At 38.7% G+C, this 16,700-nt stretch carries 12 protein-coding genes, 2 pseudogenes and 1 riboswitch; of the genes and pseudogenes, 10 read left to right on the top strand and 4 right to left on the bottom strand.

The window, feature by feature from the left end; all coding sequences use genetic code 11:
• Positions 1 to 365 precede the first annotated feature (365 nt).
• Both H0185_RS04800 and H0185_RS04795 read left to right on the top strand, forming a co-directional pair.
• Positions 366 to 2,177 (top strand): LysM peptidoglycan-binding domain-containing protein, encoded by a 1,812-nt coding sequence (locus H0185_RS04800; protein ID WP_221871690.1) that lies wholly within the window; start codon positions 366 to 368, stop codon positions 2,175 to 2,177.
• 255 nt (positions 2,178 to 2,432) lie between these two features.
• A complete protein-coding gene (locus H0185_RS04795) occupies positions 2,433 to 3,317 on the top strand; it encodes a peptidylprolyl isomerase (RefSeq protein ID WP_221871688.1) in 885 nt (294 codons plus the stop codon).
• A gap of 76 nt (positions 3,318 to 3,393) precedes the next feature.
• On the opposite strand, the gene H0185_RS04790 is transcribed toward H0185_RS04795, so the two are convergent.
• Positions 3,394 to 4,260: a metal-dependent hydrolase gene (locus H0185_RS04790; RefSeq protein ID WP_221871686.1), complete on the bottom strand. Its 867-nt coding sequence runs from the start codon at positions 4,258 to 4,260 to the stop codon at positions 3,394 to 3,396.
• Between the two features lie 196 nt (positions 4,261 to 4,456).
• A pseudogene (locus H0185_RS04785) lies at positions 4,457 to 4,918 on the bottom strand (cation diffusion facilitator family transporter); the annotation flags it as partial.
• A gap of 279 nt (positions 4,919 to 5,197) precedes the next feature.
• Between H0185_RS04785 and H0185_RS04780 the strand changes: the two are divergent.
• From H0185_RS04780 to H0185_RS04770, 4 genes and pseudogenes are all read left to right on the top strand, one after another.
• Positions 5,198 to 5,623 carry a DUF4395 domain-containing protein gene (locus H0185_RS04780; RefSeq protein ID WP_221871684.1) on the top strand — a complete coding sequence of 142 codons (426 nt, stop codon included), beginning with the start codon at positions 5,198 to 5,200 and terminating at the stop codon, positions 5,621 to 5,623.
• Positions 5,624 to 5,906: 283 nt separating this feature from the next.
• Positions 5,907 to 6,542, top strand: a complete 636-nt coding sequence (locus tag H0185_RS04775; RefSeq protein ID WP_221871682.1) for an FMN-dependent NADH-azoreductase — start codon at positions 5,907 to 5,909, stop codon at positions 6,540 to 6,542.
• Positions 6,543 to 6,872: 330 nt separating this feature from the next.
• Positions 6,873 to 6,981, top strand: a riboswitch (SAM riboswitch).
• A gap of 83 nt (positions 6,982 to 7,064) precedes the next feature.
• Positions 7,065 to 7,168: pseudogene (locus H0185_RS24225) on the top strand (LLM class flavin-dependent oxidoreductase); the annotation flags it as partial.
• A gap of 38 nt (positions 7,169 to 7,206) precedes the next feature.
• Positions 7,207 to 8,160, top strand: a complete 954-nt coding sequence (locus H0185_RS04770) for an ATP-grasp domain-containing protein (protein ID WP_221871680.1) — start codon at positions 7,207 to 7,209, stop codon at positions 8,158 to 8,160.
• Positions 8,161 to 8,491: 331 nt separating this feature from the next.
• Here the strand turns inward: H0185_RS04770 and H0185_RS04765 are convergent, their stop codons facing one another.
• The gene (locus H0185_RS04765; RefSeq protein WP_221871678.1) at positions 8,492 to 10,471 is read right to left on the bottom strand and encodes an NAD(P)/FAD-dependent oxidoreductase; all 1,980 of its coding nucleotides are present in this window, start codon (positions 10,469 to 10,471) and stop codon (positions 8,492 to 8,494) included.
• A 705-nt stretch (positions 10,472 to 11,176) separates the two neighbouring features.
• Between H0185_RS04765 and H0185_RS04755 the strand changes: the two genes are divergently transcribed.
• The 4 genes from H0185_RS04755 to H0185_RS04740 all read left to right on the top strand — a co-directional run bounded on the left by H0185_RS04755 (position 11,177) and on the right by H0185_RS04740 (position 14,635).
• Entirely contained in the window at positions 11,177 to 11,455 is a 279-nt protein-coding gene (locus H0185_RS04755) for a DUF2325 domain-containing protein (RefSeq protein WP_221871675.1), read from the top strand.
• A gap of 83 nt (positions 11,456 to 11,538) precedes the next feature.
• Positions 11,539 to 12,321, top strand: coding sequence for a PD-(D/E)XK nuclease family protein (locus H0185_RS04750; RefSeq protein WP_221871673.1), 783 nt, complete (start codon positions 11,539 to 11,541; stop codon positions 12,319 to 12,321).
• A gap of 27 nt (positions 12,322 to 12,348) precedes the next feature.
• Entirely contained in the window at positions 12,349 to 12,750 is a 402-nt protein-coding gene (locus H0185_RS04745; protein ID WP_221871671.1) for a hypothetical protein, read from the top strand.
• Positions 12,751 to 12,964: 214 nt separating this feature from the next.
• Positions 12,965 to 14,635 carry an SWIM zinc finger family protein gene (locus H0185_RS04740; protein WP_221871669.1) on the top strand — a complete coding sequence of 557 codons (1,671 nt, stop codon included), beginning with the start codon at positions 12,965 to 12,967 and terminating at the stop codon, positions 14,633 to 14,635.
• Positions 14,636 to 15,063: 428 nt separating this feature from the next.
• Here the strand turns inward: H0185_RS04740 and H0185_RS04735 are convergent, their stop codons facing one another.
• Entirely contained in the window at positions 15,064 to 16,611 is a 1,548-nt protein-coding gene (locus H0185_RS04735) for an amidase (protein ID WP_221871667.1), read from the bottom strand.
• Between the last annotated feature and the right edge of the window lie 89 nt (positions 16,612 to 16,700).

The raw sequence follows: 16,700 nt of genomic DNA, 5'->3' as shown, positions 1-16,700 counted from the left end.
TCTTGATTGAACTCCATGTTAAGAAAACCGATGCAAAAGTACGCAGAAAAAAATTCATAGGTGCATTGAATGAAGGGATAACCGTCATTCATCAAAACTAATTCGATTAAAATATGTACAGGAAAACGGTGTTTCTCCCATCTAATGTGGGGAAGCACTTTTTTTGTCTAGGAAAGAATAAAAGGTTAGGGTGTTTAAGCACGTAGAATGACTTTATAAACTAAGCTGGAAATGTATGAATCGTTCTATAACAACCTGCCAATGACAAGATACTATACCCACTATTAATATTTTTGTAACTCAAAATAAATGGATTTTTACTTTTTAAGAAAAAACTCTTCATAAAATAGAGAGGAGGTTTCCTCATGCAGTTTTTTTATACGGTCCGTCAAGGAGATACCGTTTCTCAGATTGCTAAACGCTGGGAACTACCGGTGGAGTCCTTGATAGCGGCGAACAACTTAGCCTCGCCTTACACGATTTATGTCAATCAACAGCTTTCGGTACCATCTGGGGTTGATGTTATCAACGTAAAGGCAGGGGACACAGTTACTAAAATTGCACAGGATTATGGCGTTGCACCATCCGCAATCATTCAAGCGAATAGGCTGCAACCTCCCTATGTGTTACAAATTGGACAGCTGTTAACAGTACCTCCAGGTGTCCCATTTTATCTCGTCCAACCAGGTGATACCTTATTTGAAATCGCCCGAAGATTTAATGTTACAACTGGTGGCCAAAGTAATTTTGAGTTGATTCGCGAGGTCAATCGATTACCTTCTTATACGATTTATCCTGGGATGAGACTGATGATCCCCTATGCTATGCCTGGTGAAAGTGGATTCATTGCCTATATTTCGAACAGTGGGGGAGAGTTTGACTTATGGGTATATAACCTGGGAAATGGCGTAAATCGACAAATTACATTTGGTTTGGCAGAAAGTTATTCTGTTCCTTTTTGGTCCCCAAATTCTAGTAAAATAGCTTTCGTTGGTAAAAACGGCATTCTTTATGTCATTTCGCTTCGTACCAATACCGTTGCCCAAATCGATCAGTTTTCAGAGGGGCTCAGCGTTTTCCTTGACTGGTCCCCGGACAGTCAGAAACTAGTTTACTCTAACCGCAATTCCATCATCCTCTACAATGCAGTTACACACCAAGCACAAACCATCCCCCAGTCTGAAGCCAGCGATGTTCAATGGTTCCCAGATGGAACAGAATTGCTTTATCAAGCACCCGATCAAAACGGAGTCAGCCAGCTTTTCCGAATTAGGATCGATGGAAATGAGAAAAAGCAAATCACGCAAAACACAGGTGGGCGTCATAACCATGTTCAGCTCACCCCTGATGGGAACTATGTGTTATTCACCACCCCAGGAGCAAGCATCTCACTTATTTTCACCATAGATCTTTCAACAGGGAAAATCTTTGAAGTGAGGGGTGGATCACTTGCGAAAAATTACTTTCCAACATGGTCGCCAAATTCAGAGAATCTTGCTTTTAGTGCAACTGCTTTTGAAGAAAGAGGCTATTTCTCTGTCATCAAAACCACCGGTAGACAGGGAGAAAACGAGCAAACAAGAGCAATTTCTAATTGCTTTACCACTCCTGTTACATGGTCCCCAGACGGGAATAAGCTGGCTTATCTTTCGGGCTGTAAACCACAAGGGCAGGCAAGTGAGATTTGGATGCTCACTCTTACTCATCCAGTTCCAATCAGACTAGTAGCTGGAGGAACCATCACAGAATTAGAATGGTCGCCAGCGCAGTCCACTAATCTGAATGTATACAGTCATCCTATTTTAAAAATAAGTTTCCAATACCCAGCGCACTGGGCAAGAGTAACGGGCGAACGCTATGAGGGCAGTGATGGCTTCTTTCAAGTCGGAGCAATATCATCGGAGGACTCGATTGACACCGTGTGCCGTAACGAAGCCTTCCACCAACTCTTGCCATACGGTGCACAGCCAGAAATTGTACCAACATATATCCAAAACCAAGAAGCATGCTATATCTTTCCATCAGGAGACCAACCAGCTGAAATGAACAATCAAGCCGCTCTCATCGTTCGCTATCCAACGCCAAAAGTGATTGCTGGAACCAACTATCACTTTTTTATCTTATGGGGTGATCAGGGACATATAACAGCAATAGGGAAGTCATTATTGTTTTTATAGCAACAACAATCCACCTTCATTTGTGTTTACTGTAAAAAAATTCACGATAAAAATCATTTGGTAACCAATTTCGACCACCTATCAGTAGGTAAAGAACACCCCGCTGATAGATGGTTTTATTTTTCGTAAACACAGGAAAAACTCTAGTTCACCAACATAATTCATATCCCATTAATACCTTGGTCATAATTTGTTCATATTTATACGTTACTCTGTGTACATGCCTTAATGGGAATATGAATTTGGAGGGAAAACATGTTTGAAAAAATACGAAATAAAAAGGTTCAAGTTGCAATCGGGGGAGTAATCCTTGTGGTTGCTGCATTGGTTATAGTTTTAGGTTTTTCAAAACAAGAGACGATTGCGAGTGTTGACGGAGAGAAGATAACGAAAGAAGAATTATATGATGTTTTAGTCGGACAGTATGGTGCTTCTGCTCTATCGGCCCTAATTGATAATAAAATTATCGAGATGGAGGCAGATAAAGAAGAAATAACCGTATCGAATAAAGAAATTGAAGAAGAATACAAGGCATATGTAGATTCTTATGGTGGGGAAGAAGCACTGTCAACAGCATTAAAGCAAACCGGGATATCAGCAGATGACCTTAAGGTGGAGATAGAAAACTACTTTAAACTAGAAAAGCTATTAGAACCTCGTATTGATATTACCGAGGAAGAGTTGCAAACCTACTTTGATGAGAATAAAGCGTCCTTTGCTGAACCAGAGCAAGTTGAAGCAAGTCATATTCTCGTAGAGGACGAGTCGACTGCTAGCGAAGTAGCTGAAAAGCTGGAAGCAGGTGGAGATTTTGCTAAACTAGCAGCAGAATATTCAACCGATACATCCAATGCAGAAAATGGCGGAGAATTAGGATTTTTTGCAAAAGGTGATATGGTAGAGGAATTTGAGAAAACTGCTTTTTCAATGGAAGTTGGAACAATTAGCGAGCCTGTTAAAACAGAATTTGGCTACCATCTTATTCAAGTGACCGATAAAAAGGAAGCAAAAGAAGCTGTATTTAAAGATCATAAAGAAGAAATCAATGAAATCCTCTTCAATGAAAAAATTCAAAGTGAATACACAACTTGGTTGGAAGAGAAGAAAAAAGCATATACAATTAAAAATACATTAGGTTAATAAAGGGAAACTGAGAGAAGGTATTAACATTTGACGGCATGGAAAACGCTTGGGTGAAAAGGACCCAAGCGTTTGTTTAGTGTTCAATGGATTCAAAAAGAAACGATTGTCCATTTCGATAAAATCTCGGGTCAAAAACACCAATTTTGTTATCATCTTCAACGATGACAACAAATGGTGACCACTGGTAAAGAGTTTTAGCACTTGGATTGTTAGCGAATAAACGATCTAGGTCCGCTTCCTCTTGCGATTCAAGTACATACAAGGTTTGTTTATGTTGGAAAAGGCCATCTTGAAAGATGGTGACATTGCCTTCATGTTTTGTAATTACCTGAAAGGTAGTTGGAATAAACCCAGCAGATAATGCGACTTGTCCATAATCATGACTGTATTTTTGATATAAATAATAGCCTTGTAAACTTTGGAATCCAACGTGAAGAATGATGACAACCCAAGCGGCTCGGAAATAGAAGGGTCTGTTCACAAGTGACTTCTTTCTCGATAAAACATAAGCGCCACCGATGATTACCCAGAAAACAAAATCAATGATGGGAATCGTTCCAAACGTAATGCGAATTTCTGAAAAAGGCTCAAGATAGCCTGTGCCCCAAGCATTAAAAAGATCACTAGTATCATGAATGAATGCTCCAATCCATCCTAGAAAAAACAAACGCCGATCTTTAACTTTAAAGAATAGCAAGCAAAGAATATAAAAGAGCAACGCCCATAGTGGAGTCAGAAAAATTGAGTGAGTAATCCCGCGATGCCACATTTGGTAGAGTCCTTCAGTATCCCATGCTTGCGAAATCACATCAATATCAGGAATTTGACTTGCTCCAACGGCCGTAAATAAATAAGCAATCTTGGTTCTACGATCCATCTTTTCTTTATCAGTAGCCCCATATAAAGAAAGTCCAAAAAGTGTATGGGTAATCGTATCCATAACGCTGTCCTCCGTTGCTTGGTGAATGTTTTTTTACTATATCAAAAAGAAGTGAAGGAACGTTATCTTTGCTTCTTTTTTGATGAGTACAGCGTACTTCTTCTCTGACTTACAGAAATGATAACCCTGAAATCAGGAACGAGGATTCGAAAAAGCCCTTGGAAGAAAGAGTAGGTACCCAATAAATAAAAGTTACAATTTGGAATCCTTTTGCTTGAACACCAACATCATGCAAGGTTTCCTTCATTGCTTTAAATAAAACAAATGACTCCAATAATACAGAAGCTAATTAGACGAAAAAGCTAATGAGAAACCCCTTCGCTTCTAAGGGATGTAGGAGGTGATGGTAGCCTTCAATGATCATTTCATACGCCATAATCCCTACAATTAAAACTGCACCTAATAAAACTAAATTGACTAACCTGCCAAAGTCGTTAGGAAACCGTTTTGTAAGTGCCTTTTTACTAAGGGCAGATCCAATAAATACAAAGAATTGGTTTGCCGTATCCCCTAAGCTATGCATGGTTTCGGCAAACATGGCGACATTCCCAGTCATTGTATAGGCAATTCCTTTTATGATGGAAATGGCTGCGTTCACAATGGAAGCTAATAATGCAGATTTGTAGCCCTTTTTTAATAGTAAAAATATGTCTCTCATAAGATCACTCTTTCTTCTTTCTTCTTTCTTCTTTCTTGTATGAACCTTAATTATAAGAAGCTACAAAATGGAACTTTTTAATTATCAACATTTATTCTTAATCACACAGAAGAAGAGGTGCCTATTAAGTGGTCGTGCCTTAGGTTACAAATTTATACAATTAGTCAATCACTTGAAGCGCGGGGCCGTAGAGGTATTAATTTTTCCTATACAAAGGAAGAAGAAAGGAATAAACTAATACCAATCCTATAAAACTAATGTGAAAGGTCGGGATTATAAATGAGTCAAATACAGCGTTCAATACCAAGACCGCTTGTTAAAACGAATCAAACCGTGATTGTGATCAGTGTCCTGTTAACATGGGGAACGGGCCAAGAAGCGTTTTTGCTAGTACCATTATTAGCAGGGCTCATGGGTCTTATGTTAAGCGTTCATCCAATCATGGAGGTAGCTAAAAGATTTTTAAAGAAACCACCAAAGGATTACATTCCTGAAGACTGGGAACAGCAACAGTTCAATCAGAAGATTGCTGTGGCTTGCCTAACGATTGGATATATTAGTTTCGTTCTTGGTTGGAATGTTGTTGGTTATGTATTTACAACCCTCGTTGCTTTAGCCGCTTTTATTGCCATCCTCGGTTTCTGTATTGGATGTTTTATACTCTTTCAGTGGAAACAATATAAATATAGAAGGATACACGGATAAAAGGCAACCACTGTAAAAGCGGTTTGATTATGATGAAAAAAGCAAATAAATGAAAAGAAATCCAATTCTTATTTGAGTTGGATTTCTTTTCATTTATGTTAGATAGAGCTAGGCATAAGAGCCTATTCCAAAAGCCCATATATTGGATAGAAACTAGGTATAGAAACTTATTTTTAAACCCATCAATCGATTATTAAGCTAATAAATTGATTAGCATATAATAGTTTTGTATATTGTCAATTCAAGATAAATTGATTTATATATAAAGGAGAATCATATAGTAATGAATGTATTAGTAGTAAAAGCAAATAACCGTCCAGCTTCAGAAGCTGTATCAAGTAAAATGTATGAAACCTTCCTAGAGAACCTGGAGGGTGTGAACGTTACAACGTTTGATGTCTTTGCTGAAGACATGCCATACTTTGGTCAAGATTTATTTAATGCTTTTGGTAAAATATCTGCAGGCGAAGAATTGACAGATGTTGAGCAACGTATTTTAGCTGCAAAACAAAAGGCAAAAGATGCCTTATCATCAGCAGACATCATAGTATTTGCATTCCCATTATGGAACCTAACCATTCCTGCGAAATTACACACATTTATTGACTATGTGGCTGAAGCAGGATTTTCATTCAAATACGATGAAAATGGACAAGCTGTACAATTATTGACTGATAAAAAGGCAATCATTCTAAGTGCACGTGGGGGAGTCTATTCTACTCCTGAAGCAGCACCAATGGAAATGGCTGCAAATTATATGAAAAACGTTTTAGGTGGAGTATTTGGAATGGAAATCATGGATGAAGTCGTTATTGAAGGTCACAATGCGATGCCCGACCAAGCCGAAAGGATTGTCGCTGAAGGCTTAGAAAAAGTAGCAGCTGTGGCAAAAAATTTATCAGCTGTAGCTGTTAAATAAGAAGCCAGTCTTTTCATTATCATTTAAAATAACGAAAACTTAAATGCTTAATAGAGTGTCTAAGTGTACCAATAAAATGTAAAAAGCCGCACCCATACGTGCGGTTTTTTTTTGCGTATTATTCCTCAAAACTCAGTTTAAATCCGATGTCCTTTTAATAGTTTCCGTTTATGCAAGAAGCACTCTTCACGTATTTCCATATACTCTATGCTTCCTTTTATAAAGTCTATCCAAATACTCGGTTTACCACTGTACAATAATAATAGACTAAATAAATATTGAACTATCCAAATATATCAAGTATTATTAAATTATATTTTAATAATGTTCTTCTTATTTAGAGAGGTGGAGGGAAATGGCCCTTTGAAGCCTCGGCAGCGGGTTCTAATGATAGAAAACTGTGCCAAGTCCATCAAACATCATGTTTGAAAAATAAGAAGAGGTGAAGCAATCCAAACCTCTTCTTTGAAGAGGTTTTTTCTATTGCGCCAACTGAGCAGCTAGGATGAGGAGATGAGTAGAGTGAAGTATGGGGTTTGGTTGCCGATATTTGGCGGATGGTTACATAATGTAGAAGATGAAAACTGCAACCAACTTTTGCCTATGCAAAGGAGTCATTCAAAGCAAACAAAACAATAGAAAACTAGAAATGGAAGTGACAACAATGAGTAAAATATATGTCATTCATGAAAATGACGAGTGGACACAGCATTTAGTAAGACGATTAGAGGAACTTGAGCTTCCTTATGAAGTATGGCATCTAGATCAAGGTATTGTAGACCTTTCTACTGCGCCGCCAGAAGGGATCTATTATAGTAGAATGAGTGCATCCTCTCATACACGTAATCACCGTTATGCACCAGAGCTAACAAGCGCGGTACTAGCTTGGCTAGAAGCACATGGTAGAAAAGTGTTCAACGGTTCTCGCGCTCTTCAGCTAGAAGTTAGTAAAGTTCAGCAATATCTCGAGTTAAATCGTTTTGGCATAAAAACCCCCAAAACGGTTGCTGCTGTAGGCAAAGCCCAAATTAGGGAAGCCGCAGCAAAGTTTGCCGGTACGCCATTTATCACGAAACATAACAGAGCTGGGAAAGGGTTAGGCGTGCAATTGTTTTATTCATTAGAAGCTTTAAATGAGTACCTAGATGGACCAACATTTGAAGAACCAGTTGATGGCATCACGTTAGTACAAGAATACATCCAAGCACCAGAACCTTATATTACACGTTGTGAATTTGTAGGTGGAAAGTTTGTATACGCAGTTCAAGTAGACACGTCAGAAGGCTTTGAACTATGTCCCGCAGACGCATGCCAAATCGGTGACTTATTCTGCCCAGTTGGCGAGGAAGCCCCAACAACAAAACCAAAGTTCCAAATCGTAGAAAATTTTGCAGACCCACTATTAGAACAATATGAACAGGTGTTAGCTGCAAACGGTATCCAAATTGCAGGCATTGAATTCATTTGCAACCAGGATGGAGAAATTTTTACCTATGACATTAACACGAATACAAATTATAACTCTGATGCTGAAGAAGCCGCTCAAAAGTTCGGTATGCTTAAAGTCGCGAAGTTCTTAGGCAGTGAGTTGGAGAAGTTGGCTGGGGTTGGTGTATAAATGTAGGTTTGAAGCATGGGGATTGATGCCCTGTGCTTCTTTGATTCTACATAATAATGACCCTAAAGCAGCCCCAAAGTTTTGTTATAGCTTCTTGTATCTCGGGCTTCCTAGCAAATTTGAATACAGTAAATTCATCTAACCACTCAAACTACCGAATCTAAGATAATAATAGAAGAAAATGAAAATCATACATAAGTACCTTAACAATAAGGTGCAACCAAGAAAAGTGAGAAAAAGGATGTTTACATATCTGTAAGAGCGTGGATATGGCCAAAAATAAAAAGTAAAAGGGAGCATAGGGTGCGTGCGGCCCTATGCTTCCTTAAAATTAAACTGTTGCTAATTCTTTTACTTCAAGATTAAAAGCTTCCGTATAGCCTTCACTCATAGCTTGAGCTATTTCCCTTGGTGCGTTCACGTCACCGATACATTTTACGTTAGCAAAGTTTCCTTTCATTTCGTTGGCGATTGTATTGTTCGGTCGTACTCCAAGAGAAAGGACAACCGCATCAACCGGAGTTTCCACCATTTCGTTTGTATCCAGCTTTTCGAGAACGATGCTTCTGTCCAAAATCTTGTGTAGTTTATGAACTGGATGTAAGCCAACACCAAGTCTCGCTAATTTTGTTGTCACATCAATTAGGTTTTGGAAATAGGCACCAGCACCAATTTGGGTTGCCATTTCGTATACGGTAACTGTATTTCCTTGTTCAGCTAGTAACTCAGCCGTTTCTAAACCGGTCATACCAGATCCAATAACCGCAATATTTTTCCCTTCTAAGTTGACAGCTCCATTTAAAATATCTGTCGTTGTATACACATGTTCAAGATTAGACCCTTCTATGCCTGGAATAAAAGCATCGGCACCTGTGGCAATAAAAACAGCATAAGGGGATAACTTACTAATTTCTTCAACCGTAGCCATTGTATTTAAGCGGACTTCTACTCCAAGTTGTTTTAATTGATTGTCTAAATACTCAATCAACCAATCAATCTTCTCTTTTTGCGGAGGCTTATTTGCCAAAAGCAATTGGCCGCCAACTGTAGCTTCTTTTTCAAAAATAACAGGCTTAAAGCCTCTCAGCGCTAGCACACGAGCACTTTCCATACCAGCAGGTCCAGCGCCAATGATGGCAACCGTTTGACCTTGACCATCTTTTTGCAGGTGATCATATTCAAGCTCTCGTCCCATCCTCGGGTTCACGGCACACTCAAGATTTCCAGCAAAAATTGATTCAAAGCAGTGTAGGCAAGAGATGCAATTCCGAATATCGCATTCGCGTCCTTCTGCAGCTTTATTGACCCATTCTGGATCCGCTAATAAACCGCGGCCAATACCAACAAAATCGATTGTATGGGAGGAGAGTAATTCTTCCGCAAATTCGGGTTTCCTAATGACATTTGCCGCAAGGACAGGGATGTTCACCGCTGCTTTAACTGCTTGTGATAAATGAGTTCTCCAGCCTTGGGGATAGGAGGTAGGTTCGACGATTGTATTCATTGTCTCGTAGATGCCTGATGATACATCAATCGCATCAATGCCCAGTTTTTCAAGAGCTTGGACAATTTTAACACCTTCTTCCAACACAATCCCAGGTTCAGGAGCTCCGATGGTATCTAAATATTCATCGACTGACAATCTTACCATTAAAGGAAAGTCACCGCATTCTCGACGGATCCCATTAATAATTTCTTCAATAAATCGAAGGCGATTTTCAAACGAGCCACCGTATTTGTCTGTTCGTTTATTGGTATAAGGGCTCAAGAATTGGTTAAGCAAATAACCGTGGGCAGCATGCAGTTCTACACCATCGATTCCCGCTGCCTTTGCTCTTTTAGCACCGTTAACAAAATCTTCTACAAGACCTTCCACTTCTTCTGTTGTAAGTGCCCGAGTTTCCTCCTGCATAAGCCCACAAGGAATCGCACTTGGTCCAACAACTGGTTGGCCACCAATGGCTGCAGAGGCATTTTGCCTTCCTGGGTGATGCAATTGAACAAATAGTTTTGTTCCATATTGATGAATTCGATCCGCAAACACTTTTAATGCTTCAATATTTTCATCCTTAGATACACTCAATTGACCATCACTAGCCTTACCGTGATCATCATTGACTCTTGTCACTTCTGTGACGATTAAGCCAACGCCGCCTTTCGCTCTTTCTTCATAATATTTTATAATTCGCTCTGATGGAGTTCCGTCTGGATTGGCGAAACCAGTTCCCATTGCGGTCATAACGACTCTATTTTTTAGTTCAAGGGTTCCAATTTTCCCTGGGGAGAATAGGTTTTGATATTTTTGGGACATGGTAAATTCCTCCTGCTTATGAATTCGCTACAAATTTAGATTATCATTCGAATTTCTTAGGCCAGTATGACATTTATCACTATAAAAACGATTTCAAATTTTGTTCATATTTTCACAATGTTTTGTAACAAATGGTCAAGCAAGGGGGATAAGTATACTCCGGGGACATTCAAAATTGCACCAGGAAGGGGACTCAATACAATCCAACATCAGTTACTGGTGGAAATAGATAATTGATTCGTAAGATCTCTTGTACCGAACTCTGATATCGTTGTGCGATAGAATACACGGTATCTCCTTGTTGTACGGTATAGATAAAAGTTTTCCTCGTGATGATTGGCACAGTAATCACTCCATAAACAAGATGTTGAGACTTCATCTATATGTATTAATGAAAAGGGAATATATGTTGGCATCCAAATAGAAGGTTTTTCCGAACTACCCTTTGGACGTTGCTCATTTAATTCTCATCTCTTCATAAACTCTGACTTATCTCTGCTTAGCGAAAGAGTTTCTAACAACGATAATGAAAGTTCAATTATTGCTATTCATCAGGAAAACAATCAAAAGAATTCATTTTTCATAAGTTTTTCGAATATTATTGACAATGAAAATCATTATCATTTAAAATATTGATAATCAGTGATAACCATTATCAATTAAAAATATTACGTTACATATTTAGAGTCTTGGGAGGAACTACAGATGAGTTCACTAATGATCGTTGGCGCTGATCACTTAGGAAGTATTCTTGATAAACTTTCATCTTTTGGTTTTCATGATGTTTATCATGTAAACGGAAGAAAAGTAAAAATGGTCAATATGGAGATTCCTGAAAAAGTAGGTTGCATTCTTGTTTTAACAGATTTTGTGAATCATAACCTCTCTACTGAGATAAAAAAGCGAGCGAAAAGCCAATGTATTCCAATATATTTTGCGAAGCGTTCTTGGTGTTCAATCTATAAAGCGTTACAGGGACGTTAGTTCGTTAATTTTTATACAGCATTGAGAATAATTCTCACTTAAAGCGAATATTCTCAGTTTTATACGGAAGGGGAGATCCATTTATGGACTGGAGTCAGAAACAGGTCACGATCAAAACCATTACTGATTATCATTTAGAATCATTTCTTCGATGTCCTTATCGATTTTATTATCAACATATCTTGTCCTTAGATTCTAGCCAGGTTAAATGGCGCCAGGTCGTGCAATCCATCATTAATAAAGTTGTGTATAGCTTTTATTTGCTGCCTGCAAATGAGCAAAATACATTGCATGTTTTAAAGCTAGTTGATCATTATTGGAAAAACATGAATCCAAAAGCCTTTGAATCGAAGGTCCACTATTATATGGTGTTAGCAAAGACAACGGACCAGTTGTTGCAATTCTTAGTGCCCAAGACAGAACAAGTTCCGCCACTCTTTTTATATAAAAAAATGAATACATATGTCGAAGAACTGGAAAGTGATCTTTCTTTAACCTTTGAGCTAGTGGAATGGACGAACAATTCATTCAAAGTGAAGAAATTCCTTGTGGAAGCGGACGAGGAAATGGTTCACCTATACCTTCATATGCTTGTGGTATTTTCAGATAAAGCGTTTAAGAAACTGCCCGAAAAAATTGAAATCATCACACTATTGGATGGGAAGAAACATAGCTTTTCACCATCAAAGAGCAATGTTGACCAGGGCATTTTATATTTGAACAAGATGAAAATCTTCCTAAAGCAACCCAACAATTATTTAAAAACGAATTCGATGGCAGAATGTAGCAGCTGTCCGTTTACTGATAAATGTAATGAGCACCACGATAGTCAAATAAAGGGGTCCAACCAAAATTTTCTACACTAAAGAAAAATTACACTGGGAGAGAAGCAAATGTTTCGACATTTTATTGCTAAGAAGTCCTTTAACCATCAGATTAAATGTTTTTGTCCTGATCAACACCATGCTAGCCAGTTTACCATCCATAGTGGAGATATCATTGAACTTACGAGGGACCGGAAATTTGTCCATGACCAAGGCTGGTATTTTTTAATTAGCGTGAATGACGACCGTCATTTCTATATCGCTCTAGTAGATTTGGAGAACTACTATGACAGTGGGCATCTTGTCTCATTAACAGACCTTGAACTAACAGAAATTTATTATCAGTACAAGATTAACGAAGCCCTAGATACAGGAGACCATGAAAGCTTTATGGTTTTTACATCTGAGTTAAAAGAATTGAGTAAGCTTAAAGAAAAGATTACAAATCATTTGTATCAAAGTGAGGCTTAATAATGGAGGGATTTTTCGAATAGATGAAGAGTTCCTCCCTTATTAAGCTTTTCTTGTGAATTGTATCATGATAAAGAGAAAGTAAATCCCTTTTCTATCTATGGATGAAATAGCCATTTAGTGAACTGGTTTCCTGCGAACGGAAACGTGTTAAAATAGGAACCTAAGAGACTTACATCTTCTTACAAGTATTTTCCTCATTGGAGTGAAGACAATGAATTTATCAAATTTTGAACAATATCTTCAGAATCAGATTCTTGAGCGTGGACTGGACTATTTTCATAGGGGCATGATCGATACGCTTGAAACAGACGATGGTCATCATTATCTAGCAGATGTGGATGGGACCGACATCTATACCGTTGATGTTTACTTGAATGATGTAGATGATATCGTGGATTCTTCTTGCGATTGTCCCTACGACTATGATGATTATTGTAAACATCAAGCTGCTGTCCTTTATGCCATTCGAGAGCAGAAAGCACTAAAGAGAAAATCTTTTAAAAAAGAGAAACAACCAAATTTGCCATCCATGCTGAGAAGTTTAAAAAAGGACGAGCTCATTCGAATCATCCTTGAAATCACCGATGACAACCCAGATATAAAAGAACAGCTGTTATATACCTATTCTCCAACGAAAAATGAACGTACCGCGAGTGAAAAATTAATCAAGGAGTCCATTCGTCGTGCTAGTAGGAAGGGCTTTATTGAATGGAATCAAGTTAATAATGCCTTGCAAGGAGCTGAAATGGTTTTAGAAAAGGCTCAATCGAAAATCGTACAAGGGGATTTTGAAAATGCCGTTCTTTTAGGGATAACGGTTTTATCGAACGTTGTTGAAATGATCGATTACAGTGATGATTCTAATGGTTCGATTGGGGCAGTTATATCCTGGTGTATACAGATCATCGACCAGGCGATTTCCAGTGGCTTTGAATTTGGTCATTTACAAGAACAATCAGAGCTCTTTGATGCAATTGTAAAGGAAGCCATGAACGAACAGTACGATGGCTGGAGCGAATGGCGTTTTGACTTATTACGATTATGCATTCCTTTTTGCGGTGGTAAAAAGTTACGCTCAAAACTTGAAGAAACGTTAGCCTCCTTATTGAAGCAGACCACAAAAGACTCTTGGTCAGGAGAGTATGATCGAACTCAATTGAAAAAGCTCCAACTTGCTATTATGGAAACGTTTGATGATGAAGAGAAGATAGAAGAGTTTATTTACGAACATCTTCATCTCCATGACTTTCGAGAAATTGCCATCGAGCATGCATTCGCGAAAGGTCAGTTTGATAAAGTGATTCAATTAGCTCTAGAGGGAGAAAGGATGGCAGCGAAAAAATGGCCAGGCCTTGTTAACACATTCCGTCAATATCGTTATCAAGTCTATGAAGTAACTGGAGAGCTTGAGAAACAAAAGGAATTAGCAGAAGAGTTTCTACTGGGTAATGATTATAGCTATTACGAGAAATTAAAGAATCTTTATACATCAAAAGAATGGTCGGAAGAATTAAACAGGTTATTATCTCTGTTTCAAAAAGAAAACAGGCTCTCGGCAACATATCTTTCCATTATTAAGGAAGAAAGGTTAACAACGCATATTCTTGACTTTTGTAACCATCATCTTTCCTCAGTCACAGAACTCTATCCTTATTTTGAGGAAAGCCATCCTGAAGAGCTAAATAGACTATTTACTGAATATATCCTCAAAGCAGCAGAGGAAGCTTCTGATCGAAAGAAATATAAAGGAGTTACCTCCATCATAAAAAAATACAGCAAAGTCTGTGGGACCGCTCAACCAATCGCCCTTATAGAAACGTTGAAAGAAACATATAAAAGGCGTCCCGCATTTGTTGATGAATTGGAAAAGGTGAGGATTTAATACTTACTTTCAGATCGTATAGATGAAGGACAAGCTAGCACAATCAGCTTCAACGAAAAAATACGCCAAAGAACCGAAACACCCTCCTGAACATAGAGGAAGTTGTATTCCGGGGAGAGCAACAAATGTTTATCATAATGGAACAATAATATCCTAAATATAAGTAAAAAAAAGCAAAGAAGAGCCAAAATATTCAGGTATTCCAAAAGAACTGCATATTTTTGGCTCTTTTTTATATTTAGAGGGTGAGACACTTAAAAGTAGGGAAGACTCTTGAAACTAAAAATCTAATAAATGGGATACCGTACCCTGTGATTCTTTAAAATGGTGTGACTTTATTTATAGCTGAAAGAGAAGCATAGGGTGTGATCAAAAATCCACTGAAAAACACTCTTCTAAAAATGCTATAGTAGAACGATAACGAATGATTATTTTAACTTCTCAACCATTGTTGGGGCTACGCGGAGTTTGGTTGCTTGCTCGTAGGCGTAAGCCATCGCGATGAGTTCAGCTTCGCTGAATGCTCTGCCAAAGAAGGCTAAAGCAAAAGGAGAACCGCTTTGATAATACCCTGCAGGTACAGTGATCAGTGGCAACCCACTAATATTAATTTCAGAAATAGTCGTGGATTTTACATTGTCTTCGCTCAAGACAGGTATTTCTTCTGGCATCTGAGGGAAGGCAAATCCGTCTAATTGCTTTTCTACCATCACGGTATTAATCACCCGGAGAAGTTCACTTTTAACTTCATTAAATTCGGTTAAATCTGGTAAGAGACTATGATCTTTTTCAGCGGTTGCATCATTAATAATCTCTGATACCAAACTTAATGGTCCCCCTTCGCCCCACGGGACTTGCCCAGCCTTTTCAAAGATAGACTTTAAAGAAATGGTTTCGTCTTCTGGGTCCAGGTTTTTTAAGTATTTTTCAAGATCATAGAAAAATGTTTCCATACCCATAAACGAATATTTTGTCTCCATGAACTCAGCCAAACCTGTCCCAGCGAACGGATCATCTATTACTTCAGCACCTTGGCTTTCTAATACTTCAATGGCTTCAGCATACAGCTTTTTAGTTTCAGCTGATAGTTCTTCCGAACGCCACCCAGGACCGTACAACCCAATTCGTTTTCCCTTCAGTGCCCCGGTATCAAGGGAAGCGGTGTATCCCTCAATTGGGACATTTCCAATCGCTGCTGCTGTGTTCGAATCTTCTGGTGAATAACCTGCCAAGACATTGAGTAATATAGCAGCATCTTCCACGGTTCGAGCGTGAGGACCTAGAACATCTCTGGTACTCCCTGCTAAAGGAGTGCACCCTCGCATGGGAACTAACCCAAATGTAGGCTTAATCCCCACTATCGCCTGTGCGGCTGCAGGAACCTGTATGGATCCAGCTGTTTCTTCGGCGATACCCAAGACAGTGAAATTTCCCGAAACAGCAGTAGCTGTGCCGCTACTACTTCCTCCAGGCGAGATGGAACGATTAACCGCATTGTATGTTGGCCCGTCCCAGCTATTATTTGCATTATACGCACAGCTGAAAGCAGGAATATTGGTCCTTCCAAGAATCACAACACCGGCGTCTTTCAGTCTAGTAACGATGGTTGCGTCATTTTTTGGCGATAACTCAATGCCACCTGTATCCTTACAAAAAGGAGCCCAGCCAAAAGTGGATGGATATCCAGCCATATCGACTGCTTCTTTAATGACAATGGGAATTCCCGCTAGAGGGCCCAATTCTGCACCTGATTCACGCAATCGATCAATCTCTTTTGCATCTTCGAAAACATTAGGATTCAAAGATGTAAATGCATTATAAAGCTCTTCAAATTGTTCAATACGTTTTAAGTAGGAGGTGATTACCTCTTCCACAGTGAATTCACCATTTTCATACCCTGTCTGTAGTTGCTTCACTGTCACTTCCGCAAAACGAAAATCTTCACTGGTAGTTGTCAAAACTGTGGTATTTTCCAATTAGCATTTCCCCTCTCAATTTGTTATTAATTGAATACAATCATTATTTTAGATGTGTTTTATCTAGAAAAATACAAACATGTCATATT

The sequence above is a fragment of the Mesobacillus maritimus genome, assembly GCF_019749255.1.
Taxonomy (GTDB): domain Bacteria; phylum Bacillota; class Bacilli; order Bacillales; family Cytobacillaceae; genus Mesobacillus_B; species Mesobacillus_B maritimus_A.
Note: the sequence above shows the minus strand (reverse complement) of the source record. Positions and strands in the feature narration are given on the sequence as shown.

Coding starts and splice junctions, on each gene's coding strand:
- H0185_RS04800 (WP_221871690.1), top strand. CDS start 366: ATGCAGTTTTTTTATACGGTCCGTCAAGGAGATACCGTTTCTCAGATT.
- H0185_RS04795 (WP_221871688.1), top strand. CDS start 2,433: ATGTTTGAAAAAATACGAAATAAAAAGGTTCAAGTTGCAATCGGGGGA.
- H0185_RS04790 (WP_221871686.1), bottom strand. CDS start 4,260: ATGGATACGATTACCCATACACTTTTTGGACTTTCTTTATATGGGGCT.
- H0185_RS04780 (WP_221871684.1), top strand. CDS start 5,198: ATGAGTCAAATACAGCGTTCAATACCAAGACCGCTTGTTAAAACGAAT.
- H0185_RS04775 (WP_221871682.1), top strand. CDS start 5,907: ATGAATGTATTAGTAGTAAAAGCAAATAACCGTCCAGCTTCAGAAGCT.
- H0185_RS04770 (WP_221871680.1), top strand. CDS start 7,207: ATGAGTAAAATATATGTCATTCATGAAAATGACGAGTGGACACAGCAT.
- H0185_RS04765 (WP_221871678.1), bottom strand. CDS start 10,471: ATGTCCCAAAAATATCAAAACCTATTCTCCCCAGGGAAAATTGGAACC.
- H0185_RS04755 (WP_221871675.1), top strand. CDS start 11,177: ATGAGTTCACTAATGATCGTTGGCGCTGATCACTTAGGAAGTATTCTT.
- H0185_RS04750 (WP_221871673.1), top strand. CDS start 11,539: ATGGACTGGAGTCAGAAACAGGTCACGATCAAAACCATTACTGATTAT.
- H0185_RS04745 (WP_221871671.1), top strand. CDS start 12,349: ATGTTTCGACATTTTATTGCTAAGAAGTCCTTTAACCATCAGATTAAA.
- H0185_RS04740 (WP_221871669.1), top strand. CDS start 12,965: ATGAATTTATCAAATTTTGAACAATATCTTCAGAATCAGATTCTTGAG.